We start from the raw sequence: 25749 nt of genomic DNA, 5'->3' as shown, positions 1-25749 counted from the left end.
TACGATATGATATGGCCGAAGAGCCTGCTCCTTGTTGAAGGGGCAGGCTTTTTGCATTTGACCATGGGAAGTTGTTGTCAAAGCGGGTTTGTAGGCTGGTTGGCTGCGGTTTGCTTGTTCCGCGTTAAATATTTTCCCAGCTGCATGGAAGGTCGCTCAATCATAAACCAGCAAACTGCCGCTACAATGAGCGCTCCTATAAAGGATATGGACAGGATCATGACGTTGGACAATCGCCCGTGTAAAGCATGCGCAAACGTTAACATGACCACCAGATGAGTTAAATATAAGCTATATGATATTTTGCCCAAAAAGACGAACCCGGGATGAGTTAACCCGCTGGAGAGCTTGGAGGAAGCGAGCGAAGCAACAATGAACACGGCTGCGCCCACGGCAATGCCGTATTCGGATAAATAGAAATTATAGGGCGTATCGAACACCCTTTTGAAGAAATCCTTATTGAGCACTTCCGAGTAATTATAAAAGAGCAATGCGGCGACCAGCACGGTCCATTTCAAGGTAGCTTTTGAGTGACGGTATAAATCCATCAACTGCTTTCTGTGCTTGGCAATTAACGAACCGATGATAAAGATGGATAAATAATGTAAGGAATCGAAGTAGCTGGAGTGGTACCCGTTGCTCGAAAGGTTTAACAACATACCGTCCAATCCGGCGATGGAAGTAAGGAGGAAGCAAACGATCAGCGAGGCGAGGGGGTTTAGGTTTTTGACCATGAGTACCACGAACGGAAAGACGATCGAGATGCGCAGCTCGTGAATGAGCGTCCAGATCACGGGATTATAAGAAATCGTATGAGGGTTGCCGATGAATAAAATATGTTCCGTGATTAACGAGGGATCGGAAGCATTCTTCCACGATTGGTTAATAAAGGAGTTAAATTCAGGCAAAGTACCTTGATATAAAAAGATGGCAATATAAATTGTGATACAAATTGTAACTAAGTAAGGAACATAAATTCGGAACAATCTTTTAATGAAGAATGAAAAATAAGGGGGGGCGTTTCCGTTTAGCACCGGCAGCGACAACACAAATCCGCTGAGCAGAAAAAACAAAATGACGGCTCCATGCCCGTTTACAAACAACCTGGCGGGAGTGACTTCAAGAGCTGTGGTGAATGCATTTTTTTGCGGCATCGCTAGTAAAAGATGATGAAGTAAAACTGTAAGCGCTGCCAAACCTCTTAACGAATCTAATTGATTGAACCGCAAGCTTCCCATATTGCGATCCCTCCTTTATAAAAATAATACATAATGTATCGATAAACTATTGAATTTTAAACAAAATTTTATAATTCATGGCAGCTTGCGATTCCAGGAGACCGGTGTATAGATCCTGCGAATGTTGGAGACCCTCTTCTATTAAGGGGAGGTTTAAACCAAGCTTATGCTACCAAAAACCGCAAGCCATGCCAAATGGATCTTGTTCATCGTGTTGATGCTGTCCTTCTTGATATGGTTTGAAAAACAACAGGATTACAAGCGGTCTACCGCGCCGAATAATGAGCTTCACATCGCCGCTTTACCCGTATCCTTGCATTCGCCCGGTGTCAGCAAGCCGGAGGTCAAGCAGCCCGACTCCCAGCCTGTATCTGCCGCAAGCGGCCGCCGAACGATGAATTACAAGCTGTTTCCCCACAAGGGACAAGATTTATCCAACTATAAAGCCGTCGAGGTGACGGCAACCGGATATTATGCCGGACGGGAGTCAACGGGCAAAAATCCCGGACACCCCGAATACGGAGTCACGTTTTCCGGCATGAAGGTTACTCGCGACGTCGAAGCGTTCTCCACGATCGCCGCCGATCCGAAGGTGTTTCCGATCGGAACGGTGCTGTACATTCCCGGCTACGGCTACGGGGTTGTCGCGGATACGGGCGGTGCCATCAAGGGCAACCGGATCGACTTGTATTTTGAGACGAAGGATCAGGTCTACAAAGAGTGGGGCAAAAAAACGTTGAACGTCTTCGTGGTAAAAAAAGGCGATGGAAAAATTAATCAAGCGCTCTGGAATCAACTGAAAAGCGAGCTGCTGTTTTAAAAATTTTCTAAGCATAACGCCCCTCCTTGAAATCCATAATAAAGGATGTCAGGGGAGGTGATAGCGATGGCTAAAAATAAAAATCAAAATTTAAATTTTAATAAAAACCTGAAGACCGATACGGAATTTTCCGAAGAGGTTGTGGCTAATAACGTGAAGCAGCCGGCTCAAAACAACCCGAGCGAGAGCGCCAGCGAATCGGCAAGACAATAAGGAACTGTAAACAGATCCGAGGAGGAGGCCCGAATGAAATTTCGAGGCTTCCTCTTTTCGCTTGCTATCAATGTGATTAAATTTAACATCATAGGGACCAGGGACCTCATAAAGCGTCTGTTCGCCGTTTGTTGGCGCCGGAGGCTTATTTTTGTTTCCGCATATTGACAAAAACGGCCTGTCCCTTTATGTTTCTAACAAAGGTTAACAGTTATGCGGCCGACAGATATGGAAAGGGATGAAACGATAATGACAAGGAAGTTCGAAGATTTTGTATACGAACGCCCGGATATGGAGCAGCTGACGGAACGGATGAACGAATTGCTGCAGCAGTTCTCCGAGGCAGGTTCGCCGCAGGAGCAGCAGGCTCTCCTGACTCGAATGAACGAGCTTCGAAGTCATTTCGACTCGATGGCTGCGATCGCCCGAATTCGGCATACCATCGATACGAACGACCCGTTTTATAAAGAGGAACAGGAATTTTTCGACCAGCAGACGCCGGTGTATCAAGGCTTCATTTCGAAGTATTATACGGCATTGGCCGAATCGCCTTATCGCGCGGCGCTGGAGGAGAAATGGGGCAAGCAATTGTTCCGGATTGCCGAAAGAACCGTAAAAACGTTCACGCCTGAAGTGATTGACGAGCTTCGGCAGGAGAACAAGCTTGTCTCCGACTATGTTAAACTGACCGCTTCCGCCTCGATTTCGTTTGATGGCCGCGAGCTCAATCTGGCTCAGCTCACACCATACACACTGTCTACCGACCGGGAGACGCGCAAACGTGCCCTGGATGCGGGATACGCTTTTTTTGCGGAGCACGAGACGGCTCTTGACGAAATCTATGATAAGCTTGTCCAGGTGCGGACGAGCATTGCCCGGAAGCTTGGCTATCCGAACTTCGTTCAGCTTGGATACGACCGTCTGAAGCGTTCGGATTACGACGCGGCCGATGTTGCCGTTTTCCGGGAGCAGGTGCGGAAGCATCTGGTGCCGCTTGCTTCGCGCATCCGAGAGCAGCAGCGGCAGATGCTTGGCGTGGACCGATTAGCTTACTATGACGCCAAGTATCGGTTTCCGAAGGGGAACCCGAAGCCACAAGGCGATGCGGATTGGATCGTCGACAACGCCAAGCGGATGTACGCTGAACTGTCGCCGGAAACCGACGCTTTCTTCCGGATGATGACGGACCGCGGGCTGATGGACCTCGTCAGCAAAACCGGCAAAGCGGTCGGCGGCTACTGCTCGTACATCAAGGCGGAGCAGGTGCCTTTTATATTCTCCAATTTCAACGGAACGAGCGGGGATGTCGATGTGCTGACGCACGAAGCCGGACATGCGTTCCAGAAGTACATGAGCCGCCATCATGAGGTGCCGGAGTATTTGCATCCGACGCTTGAGGCGTGCGAGATTCATTCGATGAGCATGGAGTTTTTTGCTTGGCCTTGGATGGAGCTGTTTTTCCGCAAAGATACGGACAAATACAAGTACGAGCATTTGAGCGCGGCCATTCTGTTTATTCCTTACGGTACCGCGGTCGATGAATTCCAGCATTTCGTGTACGAGTACCCGGAAGCGACCCCGGCGGAGCGCAAAGCCAAGTGGCGCGAGCTGGAATCGGTCTATCGCCCGGATTTGGCGCTGGAGGAGAACGATTTGCTGAATCGCGGCGGGTATTGGTATCAGCAGCGACATATTTTTCGCACGCCGTTTTATTATATCGACTACACGCTGGCGCAAATCTGCGCGCTCCAATTCTGGTCCCGCGCACAAAGCGACAGCAAGCGGGCTTGGGACGATTACGTAAGGCTTTGCCGGGAAGGTGGCAGCCGTTCGTTCAGCGAGCTGGTGGAGGTGGCGGGGCTGCTTTCTCCGTTTGCGGAAGGTACGGTCGAGTCGGTTATCGGCGATATCGGCGCGTGGCTGGAAAAGGCGGACATTCGAGCGTTCTAAAATTCGACAGCGGTCCTGAAAAAAACATAATTTTCCTGTGAGACGAAAAAATTGGATTTTTCGTCTCGTTTTTTGTCTGCAAAATCAATGATTTAGTTAACATTTTTAAAAAAAATGTAACTTTTTTTAAAATTTTTAATGACAATTTGGTCAATTAACTTCATAATGGGACTTGATGCTGTCAGCCGAAATAATTCCAGTGAAGTGAAATTTTATGACACAATGAATGTGGAAGTGAAGGTGATCCCTTTGTCTGAGGCACTTTTGGAAGTGAAATCGCTCAGAACGGTAATTAAAGACAAAAAGAGGGAATTGACCGTTGTCGACGGCATCGATTTTACAATCGGAACGAACGAAGTGGTCGCGCTCGTAGGAGAATCCGGCTGCGGCAAAAGCATGACTTCCTTGTCGATCATGCAGCTGCTTCCCCGGGTAGGGGAGATTGCCGGCGGCGAGGTTCGTTTCGGCGGCCGAAATTTGGTCGGCCTCAGCAATCGGGAGATGTCGAGCGTTCGCGGACGTCAAATCGCGATGATCTTCCAGGAGCCGATGACCTCGCTGAATCCGGTGCTTACCATCGGGATGCAGATGACCGAAGCGATTACCCGGCATCTTGGCGTAAGCAAATCGGAAGCGATTACAATAGCGGAGGATTGGCTGCGGCGCGTCGGATTTCCGGAGCCTTCACGGATTCGGAAAGAATATCCGCACCGCTTGTCGGGCGGAATGCGGCAGCGTGTCATGCTGGCGATGGCGATGGCCTGTAAGCCGGAGCTGCTTATTGCCGACGAGCCGACGACGGCTTTGGATGTGACGATTCAGGCTCAGGTGCTGGACCTGATCCGGCAGCTGCTTCACGAGACCGACATGTCCGTGCTGTTCATCACGCATGACTTGGGCGTTGTCGCCGAAATGGCTACACGCGTCATCGTCATGTATGCCGGTCAAATCGTCGAGACGGCCGACGTAAGAACGCTGTTTACAGATGCCAGACATCCGTACACGAAAGGCCTGCTCCAATCGACGCCACGCATGCAGGGGGCCATTGAGCCGCTGGTTCCGATTCCGGGAAGCGTTCCGCCCGCAGGTGCTTTTCCGGCCGGCTGCCGGTTTGCCGAGCGCTGTCCGATGGCGAAAGCGGAATGCCGCGATCGGCAGCCCGAGCTGCGGGAGATCGGAGCGGGGCATCAAGTTCGCTGCATTTTGATCTAGTACGGATTAGAGGGAGATGATCGACACGTGGGGGCTCCGCTTCTAGAGATTAAAGGGTTGAAAAAATATTTTGGCATCGGCGGCAGCTTAAAAAATGGAGCCGTCAAAGCGGTTGACAATGTCAGCTTTACAGTATTTAAAGGCGAAACGCTGGGCATTGTGGGCGAATCCGGCTGCGGCAAGTCGACGGTCGGCCGGTTGGTTTTGCGCTTGCTTGATTTGACCGAAGGTGAAATCTTGTTTAACGGGACTTCGATCGGCAATTGGAGTCAACGGCAGCTGCGGCCGATCCGGAAAGAAATGCAATGCGTCTTCCAGGACCCGTATGCCTCGTTAAATCCGAGAATCACGGTGGGCAAAGCAATTGCTGAGCCGCTTGTGGTCCAAGGCGGCTTGAAGTGGTCGGAGGCCATGAAGCGGGCGGAACAGCTCTTGGATACGGTCGGACTAAGGTCTCATGCGGTTGGCATGTACCCGCATGAATTTTCCGGCGGACAGCGGCAGCGTATCGCGATTGCCCGTGCCATTTCGTTAAGTCCGAAGCTTATCGTGGCGGACGAGCCGGTCTCGGCGCTCGACGTCTCGATTCAAGCGCAGATCGTCAACTTGCTGGAGGAACTGCAGACGCAGACGAAAGTGTCGTACTTGTTTATCTCGCACAATCTTAGCGTCGTTAGACATATTTCCGATCGGGTCGCGGTCATGTATTTAGGTCAAATTGTCGAGTTGGCCAGCCGGGACCAGTTGTTCGGCAGTCCGAAGCATCCATATACTCAGGCGCTTTTATCGTCCGTGCCCGAGCCGGATGTGGACGGCAAGCGGGAACGGATCATCTTAAGCGGAGAAGTGCCGAACGCGGCAAATCCGCCGTCAGGCTGCGCTTTCCATCCGCGTTGTCCGCATGCTGCGGAGCGCTGCCGGATCGAGAAGCCTATCTTTCGGGAAGTGGAGCCGGGGCATTACGCCTCGTGCCATTTCGTATAAACAGTTTACAGAAAGCATCTAAAAGAGAGGGGAACTTGCCATGTTGTTCAAAAAAATCGGCAAAGCGGGAAATATCGCTCTTGCCACGTTGATGTCCACCGCGCTATTGCTCAGCGCCTGCACGTCCGGAGGCGGAGGAACCCCCGCGACAAGCGAGAAGCCGGCCGATGGGGCGGCAGCCAGCACCGGCAAAAAAGAAAAGGTGGACGGTGGCGAAATCAATACCGCTTACTTGGCGGACCCGCAAGGCTTTATTCGCTTCTGGGCAACGACAACGACGTCAAGCGAAGTGATCGATTTGGTGTTCAGCTCGTTGTACCGCTTCAATGAAAAGCAGGAAATCGTTCCGAATTTGGCGGCCGGACAGCCTGAGTTCTCGCAAGACAAGATGGAAATGACGATTAAAATCCGCAACGACGCCAAGTTTAGCGACGGCAAGCCGGTAACGGCCGACGACGTCGTATTTACATACAACATTCCGATTAATCCGGATTACAAAGGCCCGCGCAAGGGAACGTTCGAGAAATTGGCAAAGATCGAGAAAACGGACGATACGACGCTTAAATTTACGTTCAAAGAGCCGCATGCCGGATACATCGATATGCTCGTTTACAATATTTTGCCTCAGCATTTGCTGAAAGATGTTGCCGTCAAAGATATGGAAAAATCGACCTTCGCGAAGCAGCCGGTCGGATCGGGCCCGTACAAGCTGGAAGAGTGGAAGCAAGGCCAATATTTGCGCTTCGTTCGCAACGACAACTATTTCGGCGGCAAACCGGCCATCGAGAAAATAACGGCGAAAATCATCCCGGATGCGAACGCCACGATGGCGCAGCTGCAAACCGGAGAAATTAACGCCATTGTAGTACCAGCCGACAATTTGCAGGCCATTGAGCAGTTTGCCAAAACGTCGGGCAAAATCAAGCTGCAAAAAGGGATTGGCACAGGGACCTATATGTTTGCCGCCTGGAATTTGACCAATCCGCTGTTCCAGGATAAAGCGGTGCGTCAGGCGCTTACGATGGCGATCGATCGCCAAGGTATCGTAGACAACATCGTCGAAGGACAAGGAAAGCTCGTACACAGCCAAACGTCTCCTTCCTACTGGTCGTACACGGATAATGTGCCGAAATTCCCGTACGATCCGGAAAAGGCGAAAAAGATTTTGGCCGATGCAGGCTGGAAAGATACGGACGGCGACGGCATTTTGGACAAAAACGGCCAAAAGTTCGAGTTTGAAATGCAGACGATTCAAGGGAACAAGGTTCGTGAGAAGGCCCTGACCGTAATTCAGCAGCAGTTGAAAAAAGTTGGCATCAGCGTTCAGCCTCGGATTGTGGAGGGTTCTGCTTTTACGAAAAACTGGATGGGCAAAAACTTCACTGCTATTTTCCATGGCTGGAGCATTTCGGGAGACCCGAACCCGCAAGGCATTTGGCACTCCACGGCGATGGAGACGGGATCGAACTACATTTCTTACAAAAATCCCGAGGTTGACAAGCTGATCGACGAAGATTTGAAAACCTTCGATATGAACAAGCGGAAAGAGCTGCTGGCCAAAATCGACGCTTTGATTGCGGAAGACCAGCCGTATACGTTCCTTTATTCGCCGACGTCTACCATGGCTTATCCGGCCAATCTCGAAGGCTTTAATCCGAACCGCGACTCCTTGAAGGAAATTGAAAAGTGGTACTTCACGAAATAAGAAAATCCGTTGATCATTACGATCGAAATTATGATGAAAGAAGTGACATCCGGTGGCCCGATATGCCCTTCGGCGTTTGCTGAACGCCATTCCGATTCTGATCGGCATTACGATCATTTCTTTTCTCATTATTCATATGGCTCCGGGCAGTCCGATCTCCCAATACGTCGACGATCCGACGATCAAGGCCATCGATAAAGAGAATATGATCAAAGCTTACGGCTTGGATCAACCGTTATATATTCAGTATTGGAAATGGATCAGCGACCTGGCGCAAGGGGATTTCGGCACCTCGTTTCAAAAAAGCCAGCCGGTCTCGGAATTGATCTGGGACCGGCTGCCGAATACCTTGCTGCTGACGGTCACAAGCTTTGCTCTGGCCTTGGCCATAGCGATTCCGCTCGGCATTTTGTGCGCGGTTAAAGCGAATTCGCGTCTCGATCAGTTCGTGTCCGGCATTACGTTCGTCGGCATTTCGCTGCCCGGGTTTTGGCTCGGCCTCCTGTTGATGATGTTCTTCGCCGTGCGGCTCGGCTGGCTGCCATCGGGCGGCATGCAGACGATCAATGCGCCGTCCGGCTTCGGGGACCGGGTGCTTCACCTGATTTTGCCGGTGTTTACGATTGCTTGCTCCGAAGTGGCGGTCTGGATCCGGTATGTTCGCTCCAGCATGCTGGAGGTTATCAATCAGGATTACATGCGTACGGCCAAAGCCAAAGGGTTGCGCGGCGGACGGATATTAAGCGTGCACGGCTTGCGCAACGGGCTGATTCCGCTGGCAACGCTGTTCGGGCTATCGCTGCCCGGCTTCTTCGCGGGCTCCGTTATTGTCGAGACGATCTTCAGTATTCCCGGAATCGGCCGGCTGTTCACGGAAGCAGCTTTCCAGAGGGATTATCCGGTCATCTTCGCCGTTACGACAATGACTGCTTTCCTCTATGTCTTCGGCAGCATATTGGCCGACCTATCTTATGCGATCCTGGATCCCCGGGTTAGCTACAGCAAAAGCGAGGCGAAGGTATAATCCATGAATGAAGCCGTAACTACGAATAAGGCCCAGCTTCCTGCGGCCGCCGCCAAACCGAAACGCCGGGCTTGGGAACGATTCAAGGCTAACCGGCTGGCTTTTGTCAGCCTGTGGATTATGGCGGTACTTATTGTTCTCGCGCTGTTTGCGCCCGTTATAGCACTTCATGATCCCGCGGAACAGGATCTGATGAGCCGTTTGAAGCCGCCGAGCGCTGCACATTGGTTCGGCACCGACGATTTAGGGCGGGATTTGTTCAGCCGGGTGCTGTACGGCGCCCGGGTATCGCTCTCCGTCGCGATTTTTTCCGTTATCCTGAACCTGCTGATCGGGATTACCGTAGGCTCGCTAGCCGGTTATTACGGCGGGAAAGTCGACAGTTTCCTGATGCGGATCGTCGATATTTTGCTATCGTTTCCGACCTTCTTCGTTCTGATCACGGTCGTTACCGTGCTGAAGCCGAGCCTATTCAATATTATCGTCGTGTTCGTCGCCTTCGGCTGGATGTCCAAGGCGAGGCTGCTGCGAGGGCAAATCCTTTCGGTCAAAAACCGCGAGTTCGTCGATGCGGCGCGGACGATCGGCATGTCGGATTTCCGGATTATTTTCGTGCATATTTTGCCCAACGCTATAGCTCCGATCATTGTCTCTGCGACGCTGCAAATGGGCAGCATGATTTTGACGGAGTCCAGCCTCAGCTTTCTCGGTCTGGGGATTCAGCCGCCTACCGCGAGCTGGGGGAATTTGCTGCAAAGTGCTCAAAGCTTGACGATTTTGAGCAATGCGCCTTGGTATCCGTTCATCCCTGGCTTCATGATCTTCCTGACGATCATGTGCTTCAACTTTATCGGAGACGGATTGCGCAGCGCCTTTGATTCGAAATGATAACGCAATAAAAATAAAGGGAGGGCCTTCCATTTTCGAATGGAATGGCTCTTTTTTTAGTTAGAAGCAATCGCACGGTTACGTTGATGCAGCAGTTTAAGGGATCACCATGCGCTAAGACTGAGACTAAGCGCAACGGGATTTAACAAGTTGAGTATTTGTGCGGAATAACCGGGATAAGTTCTTTGGTAAAACGTAATATAAATATTACAACTTTGATAATGCAAATAGAGTTAATTTATTGTGGGTTTCCCTATATTATAATATTTAATGGAAAAAAATTCAATATAAAACTACTATATCTGCCTTCATCCCGGCTGATGCTGATGGGTACGAGCCGGTTAATTAACTTGAGAAGCGATTCAGGTCGTCTCGAATCCCCAGACAATGACCGTTATAAGGCCCAGCGAACGCACATTGAAACAGCCAATACGTGTCATGAGTGATGATTTTGAAGTTAATGTGTGTCAAATCCGCTTCCATCCTAAAGCTGGTCGTTCCGATGAGCCTGTCGGCATCTTTTCCGTAAATCAGCGCGAAGCCAAAGAAGAAAAGATCAAGGCGACAAACGTAATGTCGACAAAGACCTTCATGATGCTGACGGTGTTCTTTTGCCGTACGAATCCTTGTTGGGCATAATTTTACTTGGCCGGGTACATGCTAAGCGTGATTTTGTCGATGCGATCATTATTTTGGAGGAGATGCCGATGATTCCTTTAGATTCGACTTTGCAAGGACGGGAAGAGCCTTTTGAACATGTGCGAAGCTATCTGCACGAGCACGAATTCACCTTGGGCGGCAACTGGGATTATGAGCACGGTTCTTTTGACCGCTATTTGGATGAGGGACATAAAGTGTGGCTGCGCATCCCCTTTGAAGTCACAAGCGGTGTACTGGATGGCGATACGGATTCTACGGACGCTTTTGTCCGAATCGGTACCCCGTTCGTGCTCAAGCATGTCTATAACGAAGGATTGGATCAAGAGGCGCAGGCTCGCACTTATGGAGCGTTAATGGATCAGTTTCAGGAGCCGCTCGATAAAGACGGCACCGTGGAGGACAAGTGGGTGGACCAGGCGGCTTCGCTGCTGCGGGAGGTCGAAAGAGGGTATCCGCGGTGAACAACCCCCTAAATCCCCCTTAGTAAGGGGGACCCCAGGGGTTTCGCCCCCTGGACGACGAAAGGTTGTCGAGGGAGGGAGTACGTCGCCATAATCGGATCGTTGGTGCAAGGACCGCGACTGTCCGGTCCCGACCAGCCTGACGGCGGTCGAGGCCCGTCCTCGCTTCCATGCGGCGCACCAGCACTAGCGATACGTCGGTGCAAGGATCGCGACTGTCCGCCCGCGCCTGCCTAACGGCAGACGACGTGCGTCCTCGCTTCCCTGCGGCGCACCAGCACTAGCGATACGTCGGTGCAAGGACCGCGACTGTCCGCCACCGACCAGCCTGACGGCGGTCGAGTCGCGTCCTCGCTTCCATGCGGCGCACCAGCACCAGCGGTACGTCGAGCAAGGACCGCGACAGTCCGCGACCGACCAGCCTAACGGCGGTCGAGTCGCGTCCTCGCTTCCATGCGGCGCACCAGCACTAGCGATACATCGTGCAAGGACCGCGACTGTCCGGTCCCGACCAGCCTGACGGCGGTCGAGGCCCGTCCTCGCTTCCAATCAGCGCACGGCTGCGCGGGACTTTGCCACGCCAAAATGTAAGCGTGTCCGGCGAGCCTTGGCTCGCCGGACAAACGCGTTCCTTCATCTATAGTAACGAAAATGCGGCGCACTTACTCCCCAGACAACCTTGCGGGTCCAGGGGCGCAGCTCCTGGGGTCCCCCTTACTAAGGGGGATTTAGGGGGTTGCTCTTCTTAGGGGGTTGCCCTCTCTTATTTTACCTCCATTTTATTTTTCTTTAAGGTTTCTTTAAGGTTGCGCGTGCAATATAAAGACATGAACAACAAGGCAAGAAAGCAATTATCCTGAAGCCTTATACGAAATGGAGGTTTTTCTTATGGATCACAACAATAATAACAACAATGAAAACGAACTTTTTCGTCGCCCGAACGACGAGTTGAAGCATAGCGAGTCCGACGGGGATAACCGGCAAACGAGCGGACGAGAGGAAGCGGCAGCGAGCCACGAGCAAAGCTCTCATTACTTTTCCTACGGTCCTTACAAATCCGGCACTTCGGATACGACGGTCAGCGACAGTCAAGGCTCCGCTCCGGTGGAAGTAACGCCGCCGAAGCCGCTGCGTCCGTACGGTTTTAATTCCGGGGAGCAGCAGCAAGGCCCGATGGGGAATTGGCAGCTCGGCGCGGCGCCGAAGAAGTCGAGCGGATTCCGCAGCATGTTCGCCGCATTTATGGCCGGCGTGGTCGTGGTCGGCGCGCTGATGTTCGCCTCGGACAAAATGAACCTGTTTACCGGCGCGCAAGGCGTGATGACCGGAAACAGCAACCAGAGCTCGGCGGGCGCACCGCCGGCAAACAACAGCGGGAGCGTGAAGCCTTCTTCGCTCGATCTGGCCCGTCCGACCAACATTTCGGGGATCGTGCAGCAGGCAAGTCCGGCGGTCGTCAAGATCGAGACGAAAGTCAAGGCGAAAAGCACCGGACGTTCCGGCAATCCGCTGTACGACGACCCGTTCTTCCGCCAATTTTTCGGCGACGATTTCGGCGGCAACCAGCAGCAGCCGAAAAGCAACGACGGCCAGCTGCAGCCCGGCGGGATGGGGACCGGCTTTATTTTCGAGAAGACCGGCTACATCTTGACCAACGAACACGTAATTGACGGCGCGGACGAAATCAACGTGTACCTCCAAGGCAAAGATCAGCCGTACAAAGCCAAATTGCTTGGCAACGACTACAATCTTGATTTGGCCGCACTGAAGATCGAGCCGCAAAACGGCGAAGAATTCCCGACACTCCCGATCGGCAGCGCAGACAACTTGAACGTGGGCGACTGGGTCGTGGCCATCGGGAACCCGTACGGTTTCGACCATACGGTAACCGTCGGGGTGTTGAGCGCCAAAGAGCGTCCGATCGATATCCCGGATAAGAACGGTACGCGCCAATACAAACATTTGCTGCAAACCGACGCTTCGATCAACCCGGGGAACTCCGGCGGTCCGCTGCTGAATCTGAACGGCGAGGTCATCGGCATCAATACGGCCGTCAGCGCGCAAGCGCAGGGCATCGGCTTCGCGATTCCGACAAGCACGATATCCGCAGTGCTGGATAACCTGAAAAACAACGTAAAAATTCCGAAAGAGCCGGTTCCATACATCGGCATTGCGATGAAACCGATTGACAAGGACTGGGTTTCCGAGCTAAAACTTGAAAGTACCGACGGGGCCTTGGTCGATCAAGTTGACCGCAAAAGTCCGGCCTTCAAAGCAGGCGTTCGTCCTTACGACGTGATCACTGAGGTCAATGGGGCTAAGGTTAAAAGTACTAACGACGTCAGCACGGGCATCAAAAAATTAAAAGTCGGCGATAAGGCAACGCTTGGCGTCATGCGAGACGGCAAAAAGCTCAACATCGATGTGACCATCGGCGACCGCAACACGATCGACTCGCAGAATCAGCAATAATGCGATAATGAAAAAAGAAGCAGAGCGGAAGATTGCGAAAGCTCCGCTTCTTTTTTTTGCAAACCACATTATTTTGGTACAATAGAAGTGAAGAAGGGCGGGTGGATATGATTTTATGAGAGAGAAAATACTAGTGATTGACGACGATGAGAAAATTACGTCCATGCTGCGCCGAAGCTTGGCGTTTGAAGGGTATACCGTATTTACGGCGAACCACGGGATGGACGGATTAAAGCAAATTCTCGAGAACGAGCCGGATACGGTCGTCCTGGATGTGATGATGCCGCAGCTCGACGGCTGGGAAGTCGTGCGCCGTATCCGCGAAGGCGGCTCGGATGTGCCGGTGCTCATGCTGACGGCCAAGGACGAAGTGTCCGACCGGGTGAAGGGGCTCGATCTGGGCGCGGACGATTATCTTGTGAAGCCGTTTGCATTAGAGGAGCTGCTTGCCCGGGTGCGCGTGCTGCTGCGCCGCAAGGCGGCGGACAAAACGGAGCAGCCTTCCAACAAGCTGCAGTACCAGGACACTTTTATGGATCTGGATACGCGCGAGGTGTACCGGGGCGGGCAGCTCATCGAGCTCACGACTAAGGAATTCGAGCTGCTGCATTTGTTTTTGCAGAATCCGAGAAGGGTTCTTTCACGGGATGTTATTATGGAGAAAATTTGGGGCTACGATTATAGCGGTGAATCGAACGTGCTGGAGGTTTATATCGCTCTCTTACGGCAAAAAACGGAGGAGCATGGGCACAAACGGATGATTCAGACCGTTCGCGGCGCCGGTTATGTGTTGAGAGGGGAAGGCTGACATGTCCATCCGCTTGCGCCTGACCCTTTGGTATACGGCGATATTATCCGCGACCCTGCTGCTGCTGGGGTTGGGACTTTACTTGTTTTTGCATTATATTTACTACGATAATTTAAAGTCCGAAATCCAGCAGCAAGCAGGGGGGGTGGCCTCCCGCATCAAGCCTCAGTTAAATACTCTGGGGCAATATAGTCTCATTCCGAACATTCGCGATTTGCCGAAAACGAATAACGTCATTTATCAAGTGACGAATTTGGTGACCGGCGAAGTCATCAGTCTTCCCGATGCCGAGCAGACGGGAATGAAAATTCCCGACGTGACCGACGAGAAGGTCAAATGCATACTGAACGGCCAATGTCAGTTCGAAAAGGTAAGCATTCAGGGCTACTCGTTCATGGTGTATTATGTGCCTCTCGTTCAGCAGTATACCAACAATGTATTAGGGGTCATGCAGGCGGCTTACTCGATTGAGCAGTACGAGAGCTTGCTTGCGCTCCTGCGCCTGGTTTTGACGGTAATCGGGCTGATCAGCGTGCTGATCGCCGCTTCGGTTGGCTGGTTTCTCGCGCGCAAAGCGCTTCGGCCGATCGAGCAGGTCATCGTGGCCACGAACCGGATCGAAAAAGGGATCGATTTGGACAAGCGGATCGAATACACCGGTCCGAACGATGAGATCGGCGAGCTGACGCAGACGATTAACGGCATGCTCGGACGGCTGCAGAACGCTTACACCGAGCTGGAAGAAGCCTACGGTGCGCAGCGCCGGTTCGTGTCGGATGCGTCGCACGAGCTGCGGACCCCCTTGACAACGATACGCGGCAATATGGAGCTTCTGGAAAAAATGTGGAAGCAAACGGCGCTCACCTCCGGAGAGCAGGACAATGCGAAAATGGAGTTGACGCTGGAGGCGATGCACGATATTTCCGGCGAAGCGGAGCGCATGTCACGGCTCGTGAACGACTTGCTATCGCTGGCCCGCGCCGACGCCGGGTTCCAGATGACCAAGGGTGAAGTCGAGCTGCAGCCGCTGCTCGATGAGATCGCGCGGAAAGCGCAGCTGCTGCCGAAAACGGCCGAATGGATCGTCGGTCAGACGAAGGCGGCCGAGGGTGTCTACGTCCACGGCAACGAAGATTATTTAAGACAGCTGCTGTTCATTTTCCTCGAAAATGCGTTCAAGTATACGGAGCAGGGCCACGTCCGGCTCGATACCTTGAGGCACGGCGGACAGATCGGGATCCGGATCGAGGATACGGGCATCGGGATGGACAAATCCGAGATTCCGCTTATCTTCGAGCGGTTCTACCGGGCGGACCCGTCGCGGGGCCGCAAGTCCGGAACGGGGCTGGGCCTGTCCATCGCCAAATGGATTATCGACGAGCATCAGGGCTCCGTCGAAGTCAAGACGCGGAAAGACGAGGGAACGACCTTCATCATCTGGCTGCCGATCGCAGCCGAATGGAGCAGCAAGACGCCGCAGGTCCGGGACAATTCCCTCCGGCCGAGGAATCAGGTATAATGAAGGAATAAGGAAAATTCGACAGGCAGGTGCAGCATGGACGTTATCAAAATATCTCCCCGCGGCTATTGCTACGGCGTCGTCGACGCGATGGCGCTGGCGATGCAGACCGCCAAAAATTTGGATCTGCCGAGACCCATATATATATTGGGCATGATCGTGCACAATGCGCATGTCACCGACTATTTTGAAAAAGAAGGCGTCATTACGCTCGACGGCCCGAACCGTCTGGAAATTTTGGAGCAGGTGGACAAGGGCACGGTTATTTTTACCGCCCACGGGGTATCTCCCGAGGTTCGCCGCAAAGCGCGCGACAAGGGCTTGACCGTCGTGGACGCGACATGCCCTGATGTGACGAAGACGCATGATTTGATCCGCGAGAAGACGGCCGAGGGCTATACGATCATTTATATCGGCAAAAAAGGCCACCCCGAGCCGGAAGGCGCCGTGGGTGTCGCGCCGGACCGCGTGCATCTGATCGAGAATACGGAAGAAATCGACAAGCTTGACGTCGCGTCGGAGCGTATTCTGATTACGAACCAGACGACGATGAGTCAGTGGGATATCAAGCACATTATGAACCGGCTGCTGGAAAAGTTCCCGCGCGCGGAGATTCATAACGAGATTTGTCTAGCCACCCAAGTCAGGCAGGAAGCGGTCGCGGAGCAGGCGAAGGAAGCCGATCTCGTCATCGTCGTCGGCGACCCGCGAAGCAACAATTCGAACCGTCTCGCGCAGGTGTCCGAGGAGATCGCGGGAGTCAAGGCGTACCGCATCGCGGACCTATCCGAGCTGAATCCCGAGTGGCTGAAGCCGGTACGCCGCGTAGGCGTCACCTCCGGGGCCTCGACGCCCACGCCAATCACCAAGGAAGTCATCGCGTATCTGGAACAATACGATGCTGCCAATCCCGCGACCTGGGAGCTGCGGCGCACGGTCAATATGGACCGCTTAATCCCGGTCGCCAAGCAAAAAGCAAGCGCGGAGTAGGCTGCTCACGGAAGGAAAGGGACATACAGTCATGGCTAAACAGGCAACCGGCAAAAAACCTTTTCAACTTCGCAATGTAGGCCGTTGGTTTAAATACAAGTATTTGCAGCTGACCAGAGCCAAAGGAGGGCCGGCCATCGTCGCGCTCGGCTTCTCCGTTGGTCTGTTTGTAGAAATGTTTACCCTGCCTACGGCGGGGCTTGCTTTTTTTCTTATCTTTCCTTTGGTCTACGTATTCCGGGCCAGCATGGCCGCGGCTTTGATCGGATTCGTATTCGGTAAAGTGATCTACATTCCGATGTCCTTCCTGAACCGGCAAGTGGGAGGCTGGGTGCTTCCGCGCGGCATCAAGGGGCATTTATTGTCCGTGCTGCCGGATTGGCTCGATACGTTTATCAAATTCAACTTGAAGCTGTTTGTCGGCGGAGTTATTGACGGAGCCGTCTTGGGGCTTATCGTTTTTTATCCGATTAAATGGCTGCTGGAATGGTATGACGGCAATCGCAAGGAAAAGCGTAGAAAGCGCAAGGAAGAGACGCTGCTCTCCTCAGGGTCCGAAGGCTGAAGAAATATTCTTTGCTTCGATCTTGACGGGGAGCAGCTCCTCGTTGTATAGTTACTTTAATGCTTAAAAGCGTATAAGCGTCGAAGCGTCTAAGTAAATGAGTGTATAAGTATGAACATGTCCTTGAGGAGCGTGGATTGTCATGATCGTTATTTTATCCAACAAAATTACCGAAGAGCGCATTGCCGAAATCGTTCATCATATCGAGAAGCACGAGGTAGCAGCCCATGTGTCCAAAGGTGTAGACCGCACGGTCGTCGGCATTATCGGCAAAGCGACCCCGGCGCTGGCCGAGCAGCTTCGCCAGTTGTCCGGCGTAGAGCAGGTCGTCAAAATCTCCAAATCGTATAAGCTGGCAAGCCGCGATTTTCACCCGGACAATACGGTAATCCGAATCGGCGACGTATCGATTGGCGGCGACGAGCTGGTCATTATGGGCGGACCTTGCGCGGTCGAGTCGCCGGAGCAAATTGACGAAATCGCCCGCTTGGTCAAAGCTTCCGGCGCCCAGGTGCTGCGCGGCGGCGCCTTCAAGCCGAGAACCGGTCCTTACAGCTTCCAGGGCGTCGGTGTCGAGGGACTGGTGATGATGGCGGAAGCCGGCAAAAAGCACGGACTGCTGACCATCACGGAAGTGATGACTCCAGAGTACGTTGACGTGTGCGCCGAGTACGCCGATATTTTGCAGGTCGGGACCCGGAACATGCAGAACTTCGATCTGCTCCGCAAGCTGGGTACGATCCAAACGCCGGTGCTCCTCAAGCGCGGCTTCAGTTCAACGTACGACGAATTTTTGAATGCGGCGGAGTACATCTTGGCGGGCGGCAATCCGAACGTCATGCTCTGCGAACGCGGAATCCGAACATTCGAACCTTACACGAGAAACACGCTCGACCTGGCGGCCATTCCTGCGCTGCAAACGCTCAGCCATTTGCCGGTCATTTCCGATCCGAGCCACGGCACGGGGCGCCGTGAGCTGGTGGAACCGATGTGTAAAGCTTCCGTCGCTGCCGGAGCGAACGGCCTGATCGTCGAAATGCATACGGACCCCGACAACTCGATGACCGGAGACGGCGTGCAATCGTTGTTCCCGGACCAATTCGCCAAACTCATGTTAGATTTGGAGCAATTGGCGCCGCTTTGCGGAAAACGGTTCGATACGAAGAAAGAAGCGGCTCTGGCGCGGTAATGATCGTATTTTTAAGGTAGGTTCTTTAACGGAAGAGGCTTGATTCTCCTGTTTTACAGGAAATCAAGCCTTTTTATTGTCCAATTTGTGACGAAATTTGACCTTGTGTAAGCATACCTTACACTCTCGTAAAAAATACCTGACATAAGTATTGACGATACTTGCGATGCCGATTTATAATAAGTCCATGATCAACGAAAACTTGAACAATGAGCGAACATAATGATGAGAATGTTCGGAAATTAGGAGGTTGGCGAGTCAATGTCAGTACAAAACGTATTAAACACCATCAAGGAAAAAGGCATCGAGTGGGTAGATTTCCGTTTTGTCGATCTGAACGGCAGAGCACATCACATTTCTTTACCGGCATCCGAGGTAGAAGAAGAAACTTTCGTGAACGGCGTAGCGTTCGACGGTTCTTCGATCCCCGGTTTCAGAGGCATTGAGGAGTCCGACATGGTTATGATGCCGGATCCGGAGACCAGCTACATTGATCCGTTCACCGCTCATCCGACGCTGGTTATCATGAGCAACATCCATACGCCTGACGGCGAACGCTACGAGCGCGATCCGCGCAGCATCGCCCAGAAGGCTGAAGAATATCTGCAAAAATCCGGCGTAGGTACGACTGCATTTTTCGCACCGGAATCCGAATTTTTTATCTTCGACGAAGTTCGCTTCGAAAGCAAGCAAAACTCTTCCTCGTACTTCGTAGATTCCGAAGAAGCGCACTGGAACACGAACCGCAAGGAAGAAGGCGGCAACCTGGGCTTCAAAGTCGGCCACAAAGGCGGCTATGTGCCGGTTGGTCCGACAGATACGCAGCAAGATATCCGCAGCGAAATGTGCCGACTGCTGATCGAATCCGGCCTCCGCATCGAGCGCCATCACCATGAGGTGGCTACCGCGGGTCAAGGCGAGATCAACTTCCGTTTCGACACGCTGACCAAAACAGCTGACAACTTGATGAAATATAAATACATCGTGCAAAACACCGCTCGTCAATACGGTAAAGTGGCAACCTTCATGCCGAAGCCGCTGTTCGGCGACAACGGTAGCGGAATGCACGTTCACCAATCGATTTTCAACGGCGACACTCCGCTGTTCTATGAAAAAGGCGGCTATGCTAACCTGAGCGAAATGGCGCTGCACTACATCGGCGGTATTCTGTACCATGCTCCGGCGCTGATCGCTTTGACCAACCCGAGCACGAACTCGTTCAAACGTCTCGTTCCTGGCTACGAAGCGCCGGTTAACCTCGTGTTCTCCAAAGGCAACCGTTCCGCAGCCGTTCGTATTCCGGTTGCTGCCGTAACGCCGAAAGGCTGCCGTATCGAGTTCCGTACGCCGGACTCCACGGCTAACCCGTACCTGTCTTTCGCAGCGATGCTGCTCGCAGGTCTGGACGGCATCAAGAAAAAAATCGATCCGAGCGCACTCGGCTACGGCCCGCTCGACAAGAACATCTACGAGCTGCCGGAAGAAGAGAAGAAAGAAATCCGTAGCGTACCGGGTACACTGGACGAAGCGCTCGACGCTCTGGAAGCGGACTGCGAGTTCCTGACCGAAGGCGGCGTGTTCTCCAAAGACTTCATCGACAACTACGTTGCACTGAAACGCGATGAAGCTAAAGCGGTATCGATCCGCATTCATCCGCACGAGTACTCCTTGTACTTCGATCTGTAAGCCTCGGCCTCATTGTATAGATTCGAACGAAGAAGCTCCTTGCCTCAGGCAGGGAGCTTCTTCGCGTTGAGAAAGAGGTATAGAGGTTACGAGGGAGGCGCTATAACTAGCTTATTTCTTTTCCGATACCGCAAAGTAATTTTCTTCATTATCTGCAAAGTTAAAGACTCTGCCGAAGGGAAGTTCCACGATATTTCCGACCTTGATGTTTTTGTTCTTCAAATCGCTGTACAACGCATCGAAATTGTCCGTGTAATACATGATAGATGGTGCTCCGAGATTCATGTCAGGGTTCATTTTGGCAACGAACTCTTTACTATGAAGAACAATGCTAGTTGCTGCACCCTTAGGAGCGACTTCGATCCATCTCATCGGGCCATTGGTTTCTTCCGCGATGACCTCGAAACCTAGCTTTTCTGTCCAAAAATCTCTGGATGCGTCTTGGTTATTCACATACAGCATAACTTGGCCAATTTTGTTAATCATAATTTATACACTCCTCATATGGAATACGGGACAAGCCTTTTATTTAAGCGACTCCAACAGCTCGCCCAAACGATTCCAGGTTTCGGTGATTCCTTGCAGCATACCCATGTCCATAACGGTTTTAAGGGCCTCTGCCGACGCATATTCAGAACGGTTTACCAATTTGGTCTTACCGCCCAGATCGATAAATTCCATCGTGATTAGGGTCGCTGGCATGGACTCGTTAATATTGCCTTCGGCATCCGAGAAGTAATCGTTGTAGACGATCGTCTCCGGCTCGGCAATTTCCTTATAAACGCCTTTCCCCCATGATTCCATGCCGTAAAATTGGCCTTGATTCTGATCAACGCACTTCATGCAGTAGTGCCACACGCCTCCCGGACGGAAATCGATGTTACAAACCGGGACCTCCCAGCCTTTCGGTCCCCACCAACGCTTGAGGTGCTCAGGTTCCTTGAACATCCGGAATACGAGATCGCGCGGCGCATCGAATACGCGCTCCAGCACCAGGATGCGATCGTTCTCTACGCTCGAAATTATTTCGTTTTTGGACATGGAATTGCTCCTCCTAATTAAATGATGTTATGGTTTTTCCTTATTCTGCAGTTCACGCAAGTAATTGTCCAAGTTATCAAAGCGATCTTCCATAATGTGCCGGAAGGACTGCACCCAATAATCCATCGCTTGGAAGGGCTCGGACCGGAGCTTGTAGATCCGACGATTCGCATCAACGCGTACTTCCACAATCCCGCTATCGCTAAGCACTTTTAAATGCTTCGACGCTTGCGGTTGGCGAAGCCCTAGCCGATCGGCGATTTCGCCAACGGTCAAAGGACCGTCGCGCAACAATTGAACGATATTCATACGATTCGGTTCAGCTAAAGCGCTCAGCGTCGTTATGTCCATTACGGACTTATGCATGACATGCTGCTCACCTCTGTAGTAACAGTTTCTTGTTTAATCTTCTCCGTTATTCAGGGTAATTTTCATTCTGTGATTCAAATATACCTGAATGGGAATATTCGTGTCAAGGAATATTTAAAATGAACTCCCCATAAAAATTTTAGGTGAGATTGTATAGTGAAGGAAGGAATGAACAGGTCCAAAACCATTGAATTATTTTTGTAAACCCCCGCTTTATCAATACTTTGGAGAAGCTTCTTGCCCCAGGCAGGCGCTTCTTTTTTTGCATAAGTTTTTAACCAAAATTTAAACAAAATCGTTCTCCGAATTTAACCTATGGTTGATAGGATGGAAGCCGGGTGACCGCATAGGGCGAATGGCGGTTTCTACAACAATGTACCGGACAGAAGGAGAACGAAGATGCACAAGCTGAAATGGACAATGAAGCAAGCCGTTATTGCTGCGGTGGCAGCCGCCTGCCTGATTCCTCAGGCAGCGTATGCCGAAGTCAAGGAAACGACGGAAGCGAAAGCTCCGCTTAGGGGCTCGGTAGAAGACTATAATCTCGCGTGGGGGAATTGGGTGAAGTCTCATGCGTACGCGCTCGAATCGATTGAGCCGGAAACGGTATCGAACGGTTCGATTGAGAAAGGGCAATTGAAAGATTTAGCCTTTCTAAAGCCTTTATTGATGGATAAGCGGATCGTTTATTTGGGGGAAAATTCCCACGGCGTCGCGGAGTACAATCAGGTGAAAACCAGGCTGATTCAATATTTGCACGAGGAGCTAGGCTTTGAGGTGATCGCCTTTGAATCGGGGATGGGGAATGCGGCAGGCGCTTATGCCCGAGTCGAGGCCCGCACGCCGGAAGAGCTGATGAAGGATGCGATCTTTGGGGTATGGTGGAGCAAGGAGACGCTGCCTTTATTCGACTATATTAAGCAAAGCACGGCTACGGAGCGTCCGCTTGCGGTCAGCGGCTTTGATATGCAGATTCAATTCCCTTACGCTTCGTTTATGAAGGAATGGATCGGAACGAAGGATGCCGGGCTGGCCGATGCGTTTGTCAAAGCCGAGGAAGAGCTTGCCGACTGGAGCGAGAGCAAGGATGCCGCCGCTTACGCCCAAGCGAAGCCTCAACTGCTCAAGACGTATGAGGACATGAAAGCTTTTCTGGGGAACCATGCGGCCGAGCTGCAAGCGCAGTATCCGAAAAACAGCCATTTACTCGAAATGACGCAGCGGGTCATGGACGACCGGATTCGTGTTGTGAACGAGTACACGGAGGCCGTTATTCGCAGCAACACCGCTACGGAGCAAGGGGATTACGAGCCTTTTCTGCAAACGATGCGCATTCGCGACGAAATGATGGCAGACAATTTGACTTGGCTCGCAGATCATATATACCCGAACAAGAAAATCATCGTCTGGGGGCATAACGACCACATCCGCAAAAACAATTCGCAGGTCATGAACTCTCCATACTCCGGAGTAAAGCTCATGGGTGAGCTCATGCCCGACAGGCTGAAGAAGCAAAGCTATGTGATCGGCCTGTACATGTATGAAGGTGAGGCCGCCAACAATATGGGACAAGCGTACAAGATCGGTACGCACGAGCCCGGCAGCATGGAGCACATTTTGAAGCAAGCCGGACATCCGTATACGTTTGTCGACATGAAATATTGGAAAAACAAGAAGGGCACCTCATGGATGTTCCAGCCCCGCGTCTCGCTCGATTGGGGGATGATGCCGGAAAGTATGATTCCACGGGAACAATTCGACGGTTTGCTGCTGATCGACAAGGTTCACCCGCCGACGTATATAAGAACGAAGCCTTAAGCTTTTGACCCGTTCTTTCGCCGTTTTGAGAGAAACGATCAATATCGTGCTAAAAATGAGCAATTCCATGCCGAGACGGCACCCTTCCCGTAGGGTATAATCGGAAGCATCCGAACAGCTTCGGAATACCGTCAAGGAGGGTTATTCATGAAAGTCGTCGTCGTTGGTTGCGGGGGAATGGGGCGGATTCACGCTATCCATTATGCGTCCATGCCTGAAGTTGAGCTGGTCGGAGTATGCGATATCGTGGTTCATCTTGCCGAGCGGTTGGCGGATGAAACGAATTGCCGCGCTTTTGCTTCTTATGAAGAAATGATGTCCGCCGTTAAGCCCGATCTGGTCAGCATTGCGCTGCCTACTTATTTACATAAAGAATATACGGTGAAAACGGCGGCGCTTGGCGCGCATGTCGTGTGCGAGAAGCCGATGGCTTTGACGCTGGAGGATGCGGCGGAGATGATCCGCTCCTGCGAGCAGGCGGGCGTCCGTTTGTTCGTCGGCCATGTCGTCCGCTTCTTCCCGGAGTATGCCGACATCAAACGGAAGGTCGAGGCCGGAGAATTGGGCAAGCTCGGGGTAGCGCATGCGAAACGGTCCGGCAGCCATCCGGCCAAGGTGAAAGAATGGTTCGGCAATTTCGAGCAAAGCGGCGGCGTGATCCTCGACCTGATGGTTCACGATATCGACTTTATGCGCTGGGCGCTCGGCGAAGTGAAGTCCGTGTATGCGCTTAACCGGCGCGATCAAGAGATGGATTATGCGCTGGCGACGCTTGTGTTCGAGCAAGGGGCCGTCGCCAATCTGGAAGCGTTCTGGGGGTATCCCGGACCGTTCCATACAAAGGCGGAAATCGCCGGAGCGGATGGCATTGTGCGCAACAGCAGCCTGGAGGCGCAGTCGCTGCAAATGGTCCGGACGTCCGAGGGCCAGGACGGCCCTGCCGCCGTGGAAGTGCCGGGCAGCCCGGGCTATCACGATCCGTATTATTACGAGTTGCGCCATTTCGTCCGGTGCATCCGCGAAAACTGCGAGTCGATCGTGACGCCGAACGATGCGTACAAGGCGGTTGAAATTGCGCTTGCCGCCATTGAATCCGCTAAAACGGGCGCTGCCGTGCATCTCTAATTCCACGTGAGGAGGAACGCTACGATGAACAAATTAAAAATAGGAATGATCAGCTTCGCGCACGGTCATGCGTTCAGCTACTTGAACTCGCTCGTTTCCATGCCGGAGGTCGAAGTGGCAGGAATCGCAGACGAAGTGAAATCCCGCGTGGAGGCCGTGGCGGAGAAGCACGGTATCCCTTATTTTGAAGATTACCGGGAGCTGCTTTCGAAGGATCTCGATGCCGTCGTCATCTGCTCGGAGAATGTCCGGCATGCCGAACTGACCATCGCTGCGGCGCAAGCCGGGAAGCACGTCCTGTGCGAGAAGCCGCTGGGCATCTCCAAGCGGGAGATGGAAGAGATGATTGCCGCCTGCAAGGAAAACGGCGTGCAACTGATGACCGCCTTTCCATGCCGCTATTTGCCTGCGGTGATGCAAGCGAAGCAAGCGGTCGAGCGCGGCGAGATCGGTGAGATCGTGGCGATCAAGGGCACGAACCGCGGCAGCTTTCCGGGCGGATGGTTCGCCGATAAGGCGCTGTCCGGCGGTGGCGCAGTGCTGGACCATACGGTGCATGTCATGGACTTGATGCATTGGTTTCTCGGTGCGGAAGTGCAGGAAGTATACGCCTATGCGACGACGGTGTTTCAGGAGCAAAATATCGACGATGCCGGTATGGTGCACGTCAAGTTCGATAACGGCGTTTTCGCCGTTCTGGACCCAAGCTGGTCGCGCAACCGGAGCTTCCCGACGTGGGGGGATGTGACGATGGAAATCGTCGGTACGCGCGGAGTGCTCTCCGTCGATGCGTTTGCCCAGAAAAACGATGTGTACAGCGTTCAGGCAGGCAAAGGCGAGTGGAGCTATTGGGGAGACAATATGGACGAGTATTTGGTGCAATCGTTCGTGGAGGCGCTGCGTCACGGCAAGCCGGTCCCGATTACGGGCGAAGACGGGATGAAAGCCGCGGCCGTTGCCCTTGCCGCCTACGAATCCGCAGCGCAAGGGCAGCCGGTCCGGCTGTAAGGAG

At 52.6% G+C, this 25749-nt stretch carries 25 protein-coding genes; 20 read left to right on the top strand and 5 right to left on the bottom strand.

The features are described 5' to 3' along the window. Positions 1 to 77: 77 nt before the first annotated feature. Entirely contained in the window at positions 78 to 1229 is a 1152-nt protein-coding gene (locus PEL01S_RS06075; protein WP_204343629.1) for an acyltransferase family protein, read from the bottom strand. A 175-nt stretch (positions 1230 to 1404) separates the two neighbouring features. On the opposite strand from PEL01S_RS06075, the gene PEL01S_RS06070 reads away from it, so the two are divergent. From PEL01S_RS06070 to PEL01S_RS06030, 10 genes are all read left to right on the top strand, one after another. Beyond that, positions 1405 to 2058, top strand: a complete 654-nt coding sequence (locus PEL01S_RS06070) for a 3D domain-containing protein (protein ID WP_127459710.1) — start codon at positions 1405 to 1407, stop codon at positions 2056 to 2058. Between the two features lie 66 nt (positions 2059 to 2124). Beyond that, positions 2125 to 2271 carry a hypothetical protein gene (locus PEL01S_RS34375; protein WP_164824247.1) on the top strand — a complete coding sequence of 49 codons (147 nt, stop codon included), beginning with the start codon at positions 2125 to 2127 and terminating at the stop codon, positions 2269 to 2271. A 249-nt stretch (positions 2272 to 2520) separates the two neighbouring features. Next, positions 2521 to 4221 carry a M3 family oligoendopeptidase gene (locus PEL01S_RS06065; protein WP_164824246.1) on the top strand — a complete coding sequence of 567 codons (1701 nt, stop codon included), beginning with the start codon at positions 2521 to 2523 and terminating at the stop codon, positions 4219 to 4221. A 222-nt stretch (positions 4222 to 4443) separates the two neighbouring features. Next, the gene (locus PEL01S_RS06060) at positions 4444 to 5433 is read left to right on the top strand and encodes an ABC transporter ATP-binding protein (RefSeq protein WP_082866925.1); all 990 of its coding nucleotides are present in this window, start codon (positions 4444 to 4446) and stop codon (positions 5431 to 5433) included. A gap of 27 nt (positions 5434 to 5460) precedes the next feature. Beyond that, positions 5461 to 6417, top strand: a complete 957-nt coding sequence (locus PEL01S_RS06055) for an ABC transporter ATP-binding protein (RefSeq protein ID WP_127459708.1) — start codon at positions 5461 to 5463, stop codon at positions 6415 to 6417. Between the two features lie 40 nt (positions 6418 to 6457). After that, positions 6458 to 8122: a peptide-binding protein gene (locus PEL01S_RS06050; protein ID WP_127459707.1), complete on the top strand. Its 1665-nt coding sequence runs from the start codon at positions 6458 to 6460 to the stop codon at positions 8120 to 8122. A gap of 52 nt (positions 8123 to 8174) precedes the next feature. Next, entirely contained in the window at positions 8175 to 9146 is a 972-nt protein-coding gene (locus PEL01S_RS06045; RefSeq protein ID WP_108530472.1) for an ABC transporter permease, read from the top strand. A 3-nt stretch (positions 9147 to 9149) separates the two neighbouring features. Next, the gene (opp4C, locus tag PEL01S_RS06040) at positions 9150 to 10034 is read left to right on the top strand and encodes an oligopeptide ABC transporter permease (RefSeq protein WP_063181265.1); all 885 of its coding nucleotides are present in this window, start codon (positions 9150 to 9152) and stop codon (positions 10032 to 10034) included. A 438-nt stretch (positions 10035 to 10472) separates the two neighbouring features. Continuing rightward, the gene (locus PEL01S_RS06035; RefSeq protein WP_127459706.1) at positions 10473 to 10673 is read left to right on the top strand and encodes a hypothetical protein; all 201 of its coding nucleotides are present in this window, start codon (positions 10473 to 10475) and stop codon (positions 10671 to 10673) included. A gap of 68 nt (positions 10674 to 10741) precedes the next feature. Beyond that, positions 10742 to 11155: a YugN family protein gene (locus PEL01S_RS06030; RefSeq protein ID WP_127459705.1), complete on the top strand. Its 414-nt coding sequence runs from the start codon at positions 10742 to 10744 to the stop codon at positions 11153 to 11155. Between the two features lie 422 nt (positions 11156 to 11577). Here the strand turns inward: PEL01S_RS06030 and PEL01S_RS06025 are convergent, their stop codons facing one another. Further along, on the bottom strand, positions 11578 to 11778 hold the full coding sequence (locus PEL01S_RS06025) for a hypothetical protein (protein WP_127459704.1): 201 nt from the start codon (positions 11776 to 11778) through the stop codon (positions 11578 to 11580). A gap of 265 nt (positions 11779 to 12043) precedes the next feature. On the opposite strand from PEL01S_RS06025, the gene PEL01S_RS06020 reads away from it, so the two are divergent. The 7 genes from PEL01S_RS06020 to glnA all read left to right on the top strand — a co-directional run bounded on the left by PEL01S_RS06020 (position 12044) and on the right by glnA (position 20384). Next, positions 12044 to 13627 (top strand): S1C family serine protease, encoded by a 1584-nt coding sequence (locus PEL01S_RS06020; protein ID WP_174806905.1) that lies wholly within the window; start codon positions 12044 to 12046, stop codon positions 13625 to 13627. 115 nt (positions 13628 to 13742) lie between these two features. Beyond that, positions 13743 to 14435 (top strand): response regulator transcription factor, encoded by a 693-nt coding sequence (locus tag PEL01S_RS06015; RefSeq protein ID WP_029191570.1) that lies wholly within the window; start codon positions 13743 to 13745, stop codon positions 14433 to 14435. A 1-nt stretch (position 14436) separates the two neighbouring features. Next, on the top strand, positions 14437 to 15954 hold the full coding sequence (locus PEL01S_RS06010; protein ID WP_127459702.1) for a sensor histidine kinase: 1518 nt from the start codon (positions 14437 to 14439) through the stop codon (positions 15952 to 15954). A gap of 36 nt (positions 15955 to 15990) precedes the next feature. After that, entirely contained in the window at positions 15991 to 16944 is a 954-nt protein-coding gene (locus tag PEL01S_RS06005) for a 4-hydroxy-3-methylbut-2-enyl diphosphate reductase (RefSeq protein ID WP_063181271.1), read from the top strand. 31 nt (positions 16945 to 16975) lie between these two features. Continuing rightward, the gene (locus tag PEL01S_RS06000; protein WP_010496218.1) at positions 16976 to 17509 is read left to right on the top strand and encodes a DUF2062 domain-containing protein; all 534 of its coding nucleotides are present in this window, start codon (positions 16976 to 16978) and stop codon (positions 17507 to 17509) included. 142 nt (positions 17510 to 17651) lie between these two features. Beyond that, positions 17652 to 18698: a 3-deoxy-7-phosphoheptulonate synthase gene (aroF, locus tag PEL01S_RS05995; RefSeq protein ID WP_063181273.1), complete on the top strand. Its 1047-nt coding sequence runs from the start codon at positions 17652 to 17654 to the stop codon at positions 18696 to 18698. A 261-nt stretch (positions 18699 to 18959) separates the two neighbouring features. Next, positions 18960 to 20384, top strand: a complete 1425-nt coding sequence (glnA, locus tag PEL01S_RS05990) for a type I glutamate--ammonia ligase (protein WP_063181275.1) — start codon at positions 18960 to 18962, stop codon at positions 20382 to 20384. 111 nt (positions 20385 to 20495) lie between these two features. Here glnA and PEL01S_RS05985 read toward each other — a convergent pair whose 3' ends face one another. The 3 genes from PEL01S_RS05985 to PEL01S_RS05975 are packed head-to-tail and all read right to left on the bottom strand — an operon-like array spanning position 20496 to position 21791. Further along, positions 20496 to 20870, bottom strand: a complete 375-nt coding sequence (locus PEL01S_RS05985; protein WP_108530544.1) for a VOC family protein — start codon at positions 20868 to 20870, stop codon at positions 20496 to 20498. Positions 20871 to 20909: 39 nt separating this feature from the next. Further along, the gene (locus PEL01S_RS05980; protein WP_127459701.1) at positions 20910 to 21425 is read right to left on the bottom strand and encodes an SRPBCC domain-containing protein; all 516 of its coding nucleotides are present in this window, start codon (positions 21423 to 21425) and stop codon (positions 20910 to 20912) included. A 27-nt stretch (positions 21426 to 21452) separates the two neighbouring features. Next, positions 21453 to 21791, bottom strand: coding sequence for an ArsR/SmtB family transcription factor (locus PEL01S_RS05975; protein WP_063181281.1), 339 nt, complete (start codon positions 21789 to 21791; stop codon positions 21453 to 21455). 402 nt (positions 21792 to 22193) lie between these two features. Between PEL01S_RS05975 and PEL01S_RS05970 the strand changes: the two genes are divergently transcribed. The 3 genes from PEL01S_RS05970 to PEL01S_RS05960 all read left to right on the top strand — a co-directional run bounded on the left by PEL01S_RS05970 (position 22194) and on the right by PEL01S_RS05960 (position 25745). Then, a complete protein-coding gene (locus PEL01S_RS05970; RefSeq protein ID WP_127459700.1) occupies positions 22194 to 23612 on the top strand; it encodes an erythromycin esterase family protein in 1419 nt (472 codons plus the stop codon). Positions 23613 to 23759: 147 nt separating this feature from the next. Next, positions 23760 to 24737 carry a Gfo/Idh/MocA family protein gene (locus PEL01S_RS05965; RefSeq protein ID WP_127459699.1) on the top strand — a complete coding sequence of 326 codons (978 nt, stop codon included), beginning with the start codon at positions 23760 to 23762 and terminating at the stop codon, positions 24735 to 24737. A 24-nt stretch (positions 24738 to 24761) separates the two neighbouring features. Further along, positions 24762 to 25745, top strand: a complete 984-nt coding sequence (locus PEL01S_RS05960) for a Gfo/Idh/MocA family protein (RefSeq protein WP_127459698.1) — start codon at positions 24762 to 24764, stop codon at positions 25743 to 25745. The last annotated feature ends 4 nt before the right edge of the window (positions 25746 to 25749 follow it).

This window comes from Paenibacillus elgii NBRC 100335, assembly GCF_004000865.1.
Classification (GTDB): Bacteria; Bacillota; Bacilli; order Paenibacillales; family NBRC-103111; genus Paenibacillus_G; species Paenibacillus_G elgii.
This window is presented reverse-complemented; position numbering and strand designations above follow the sequence as displayed.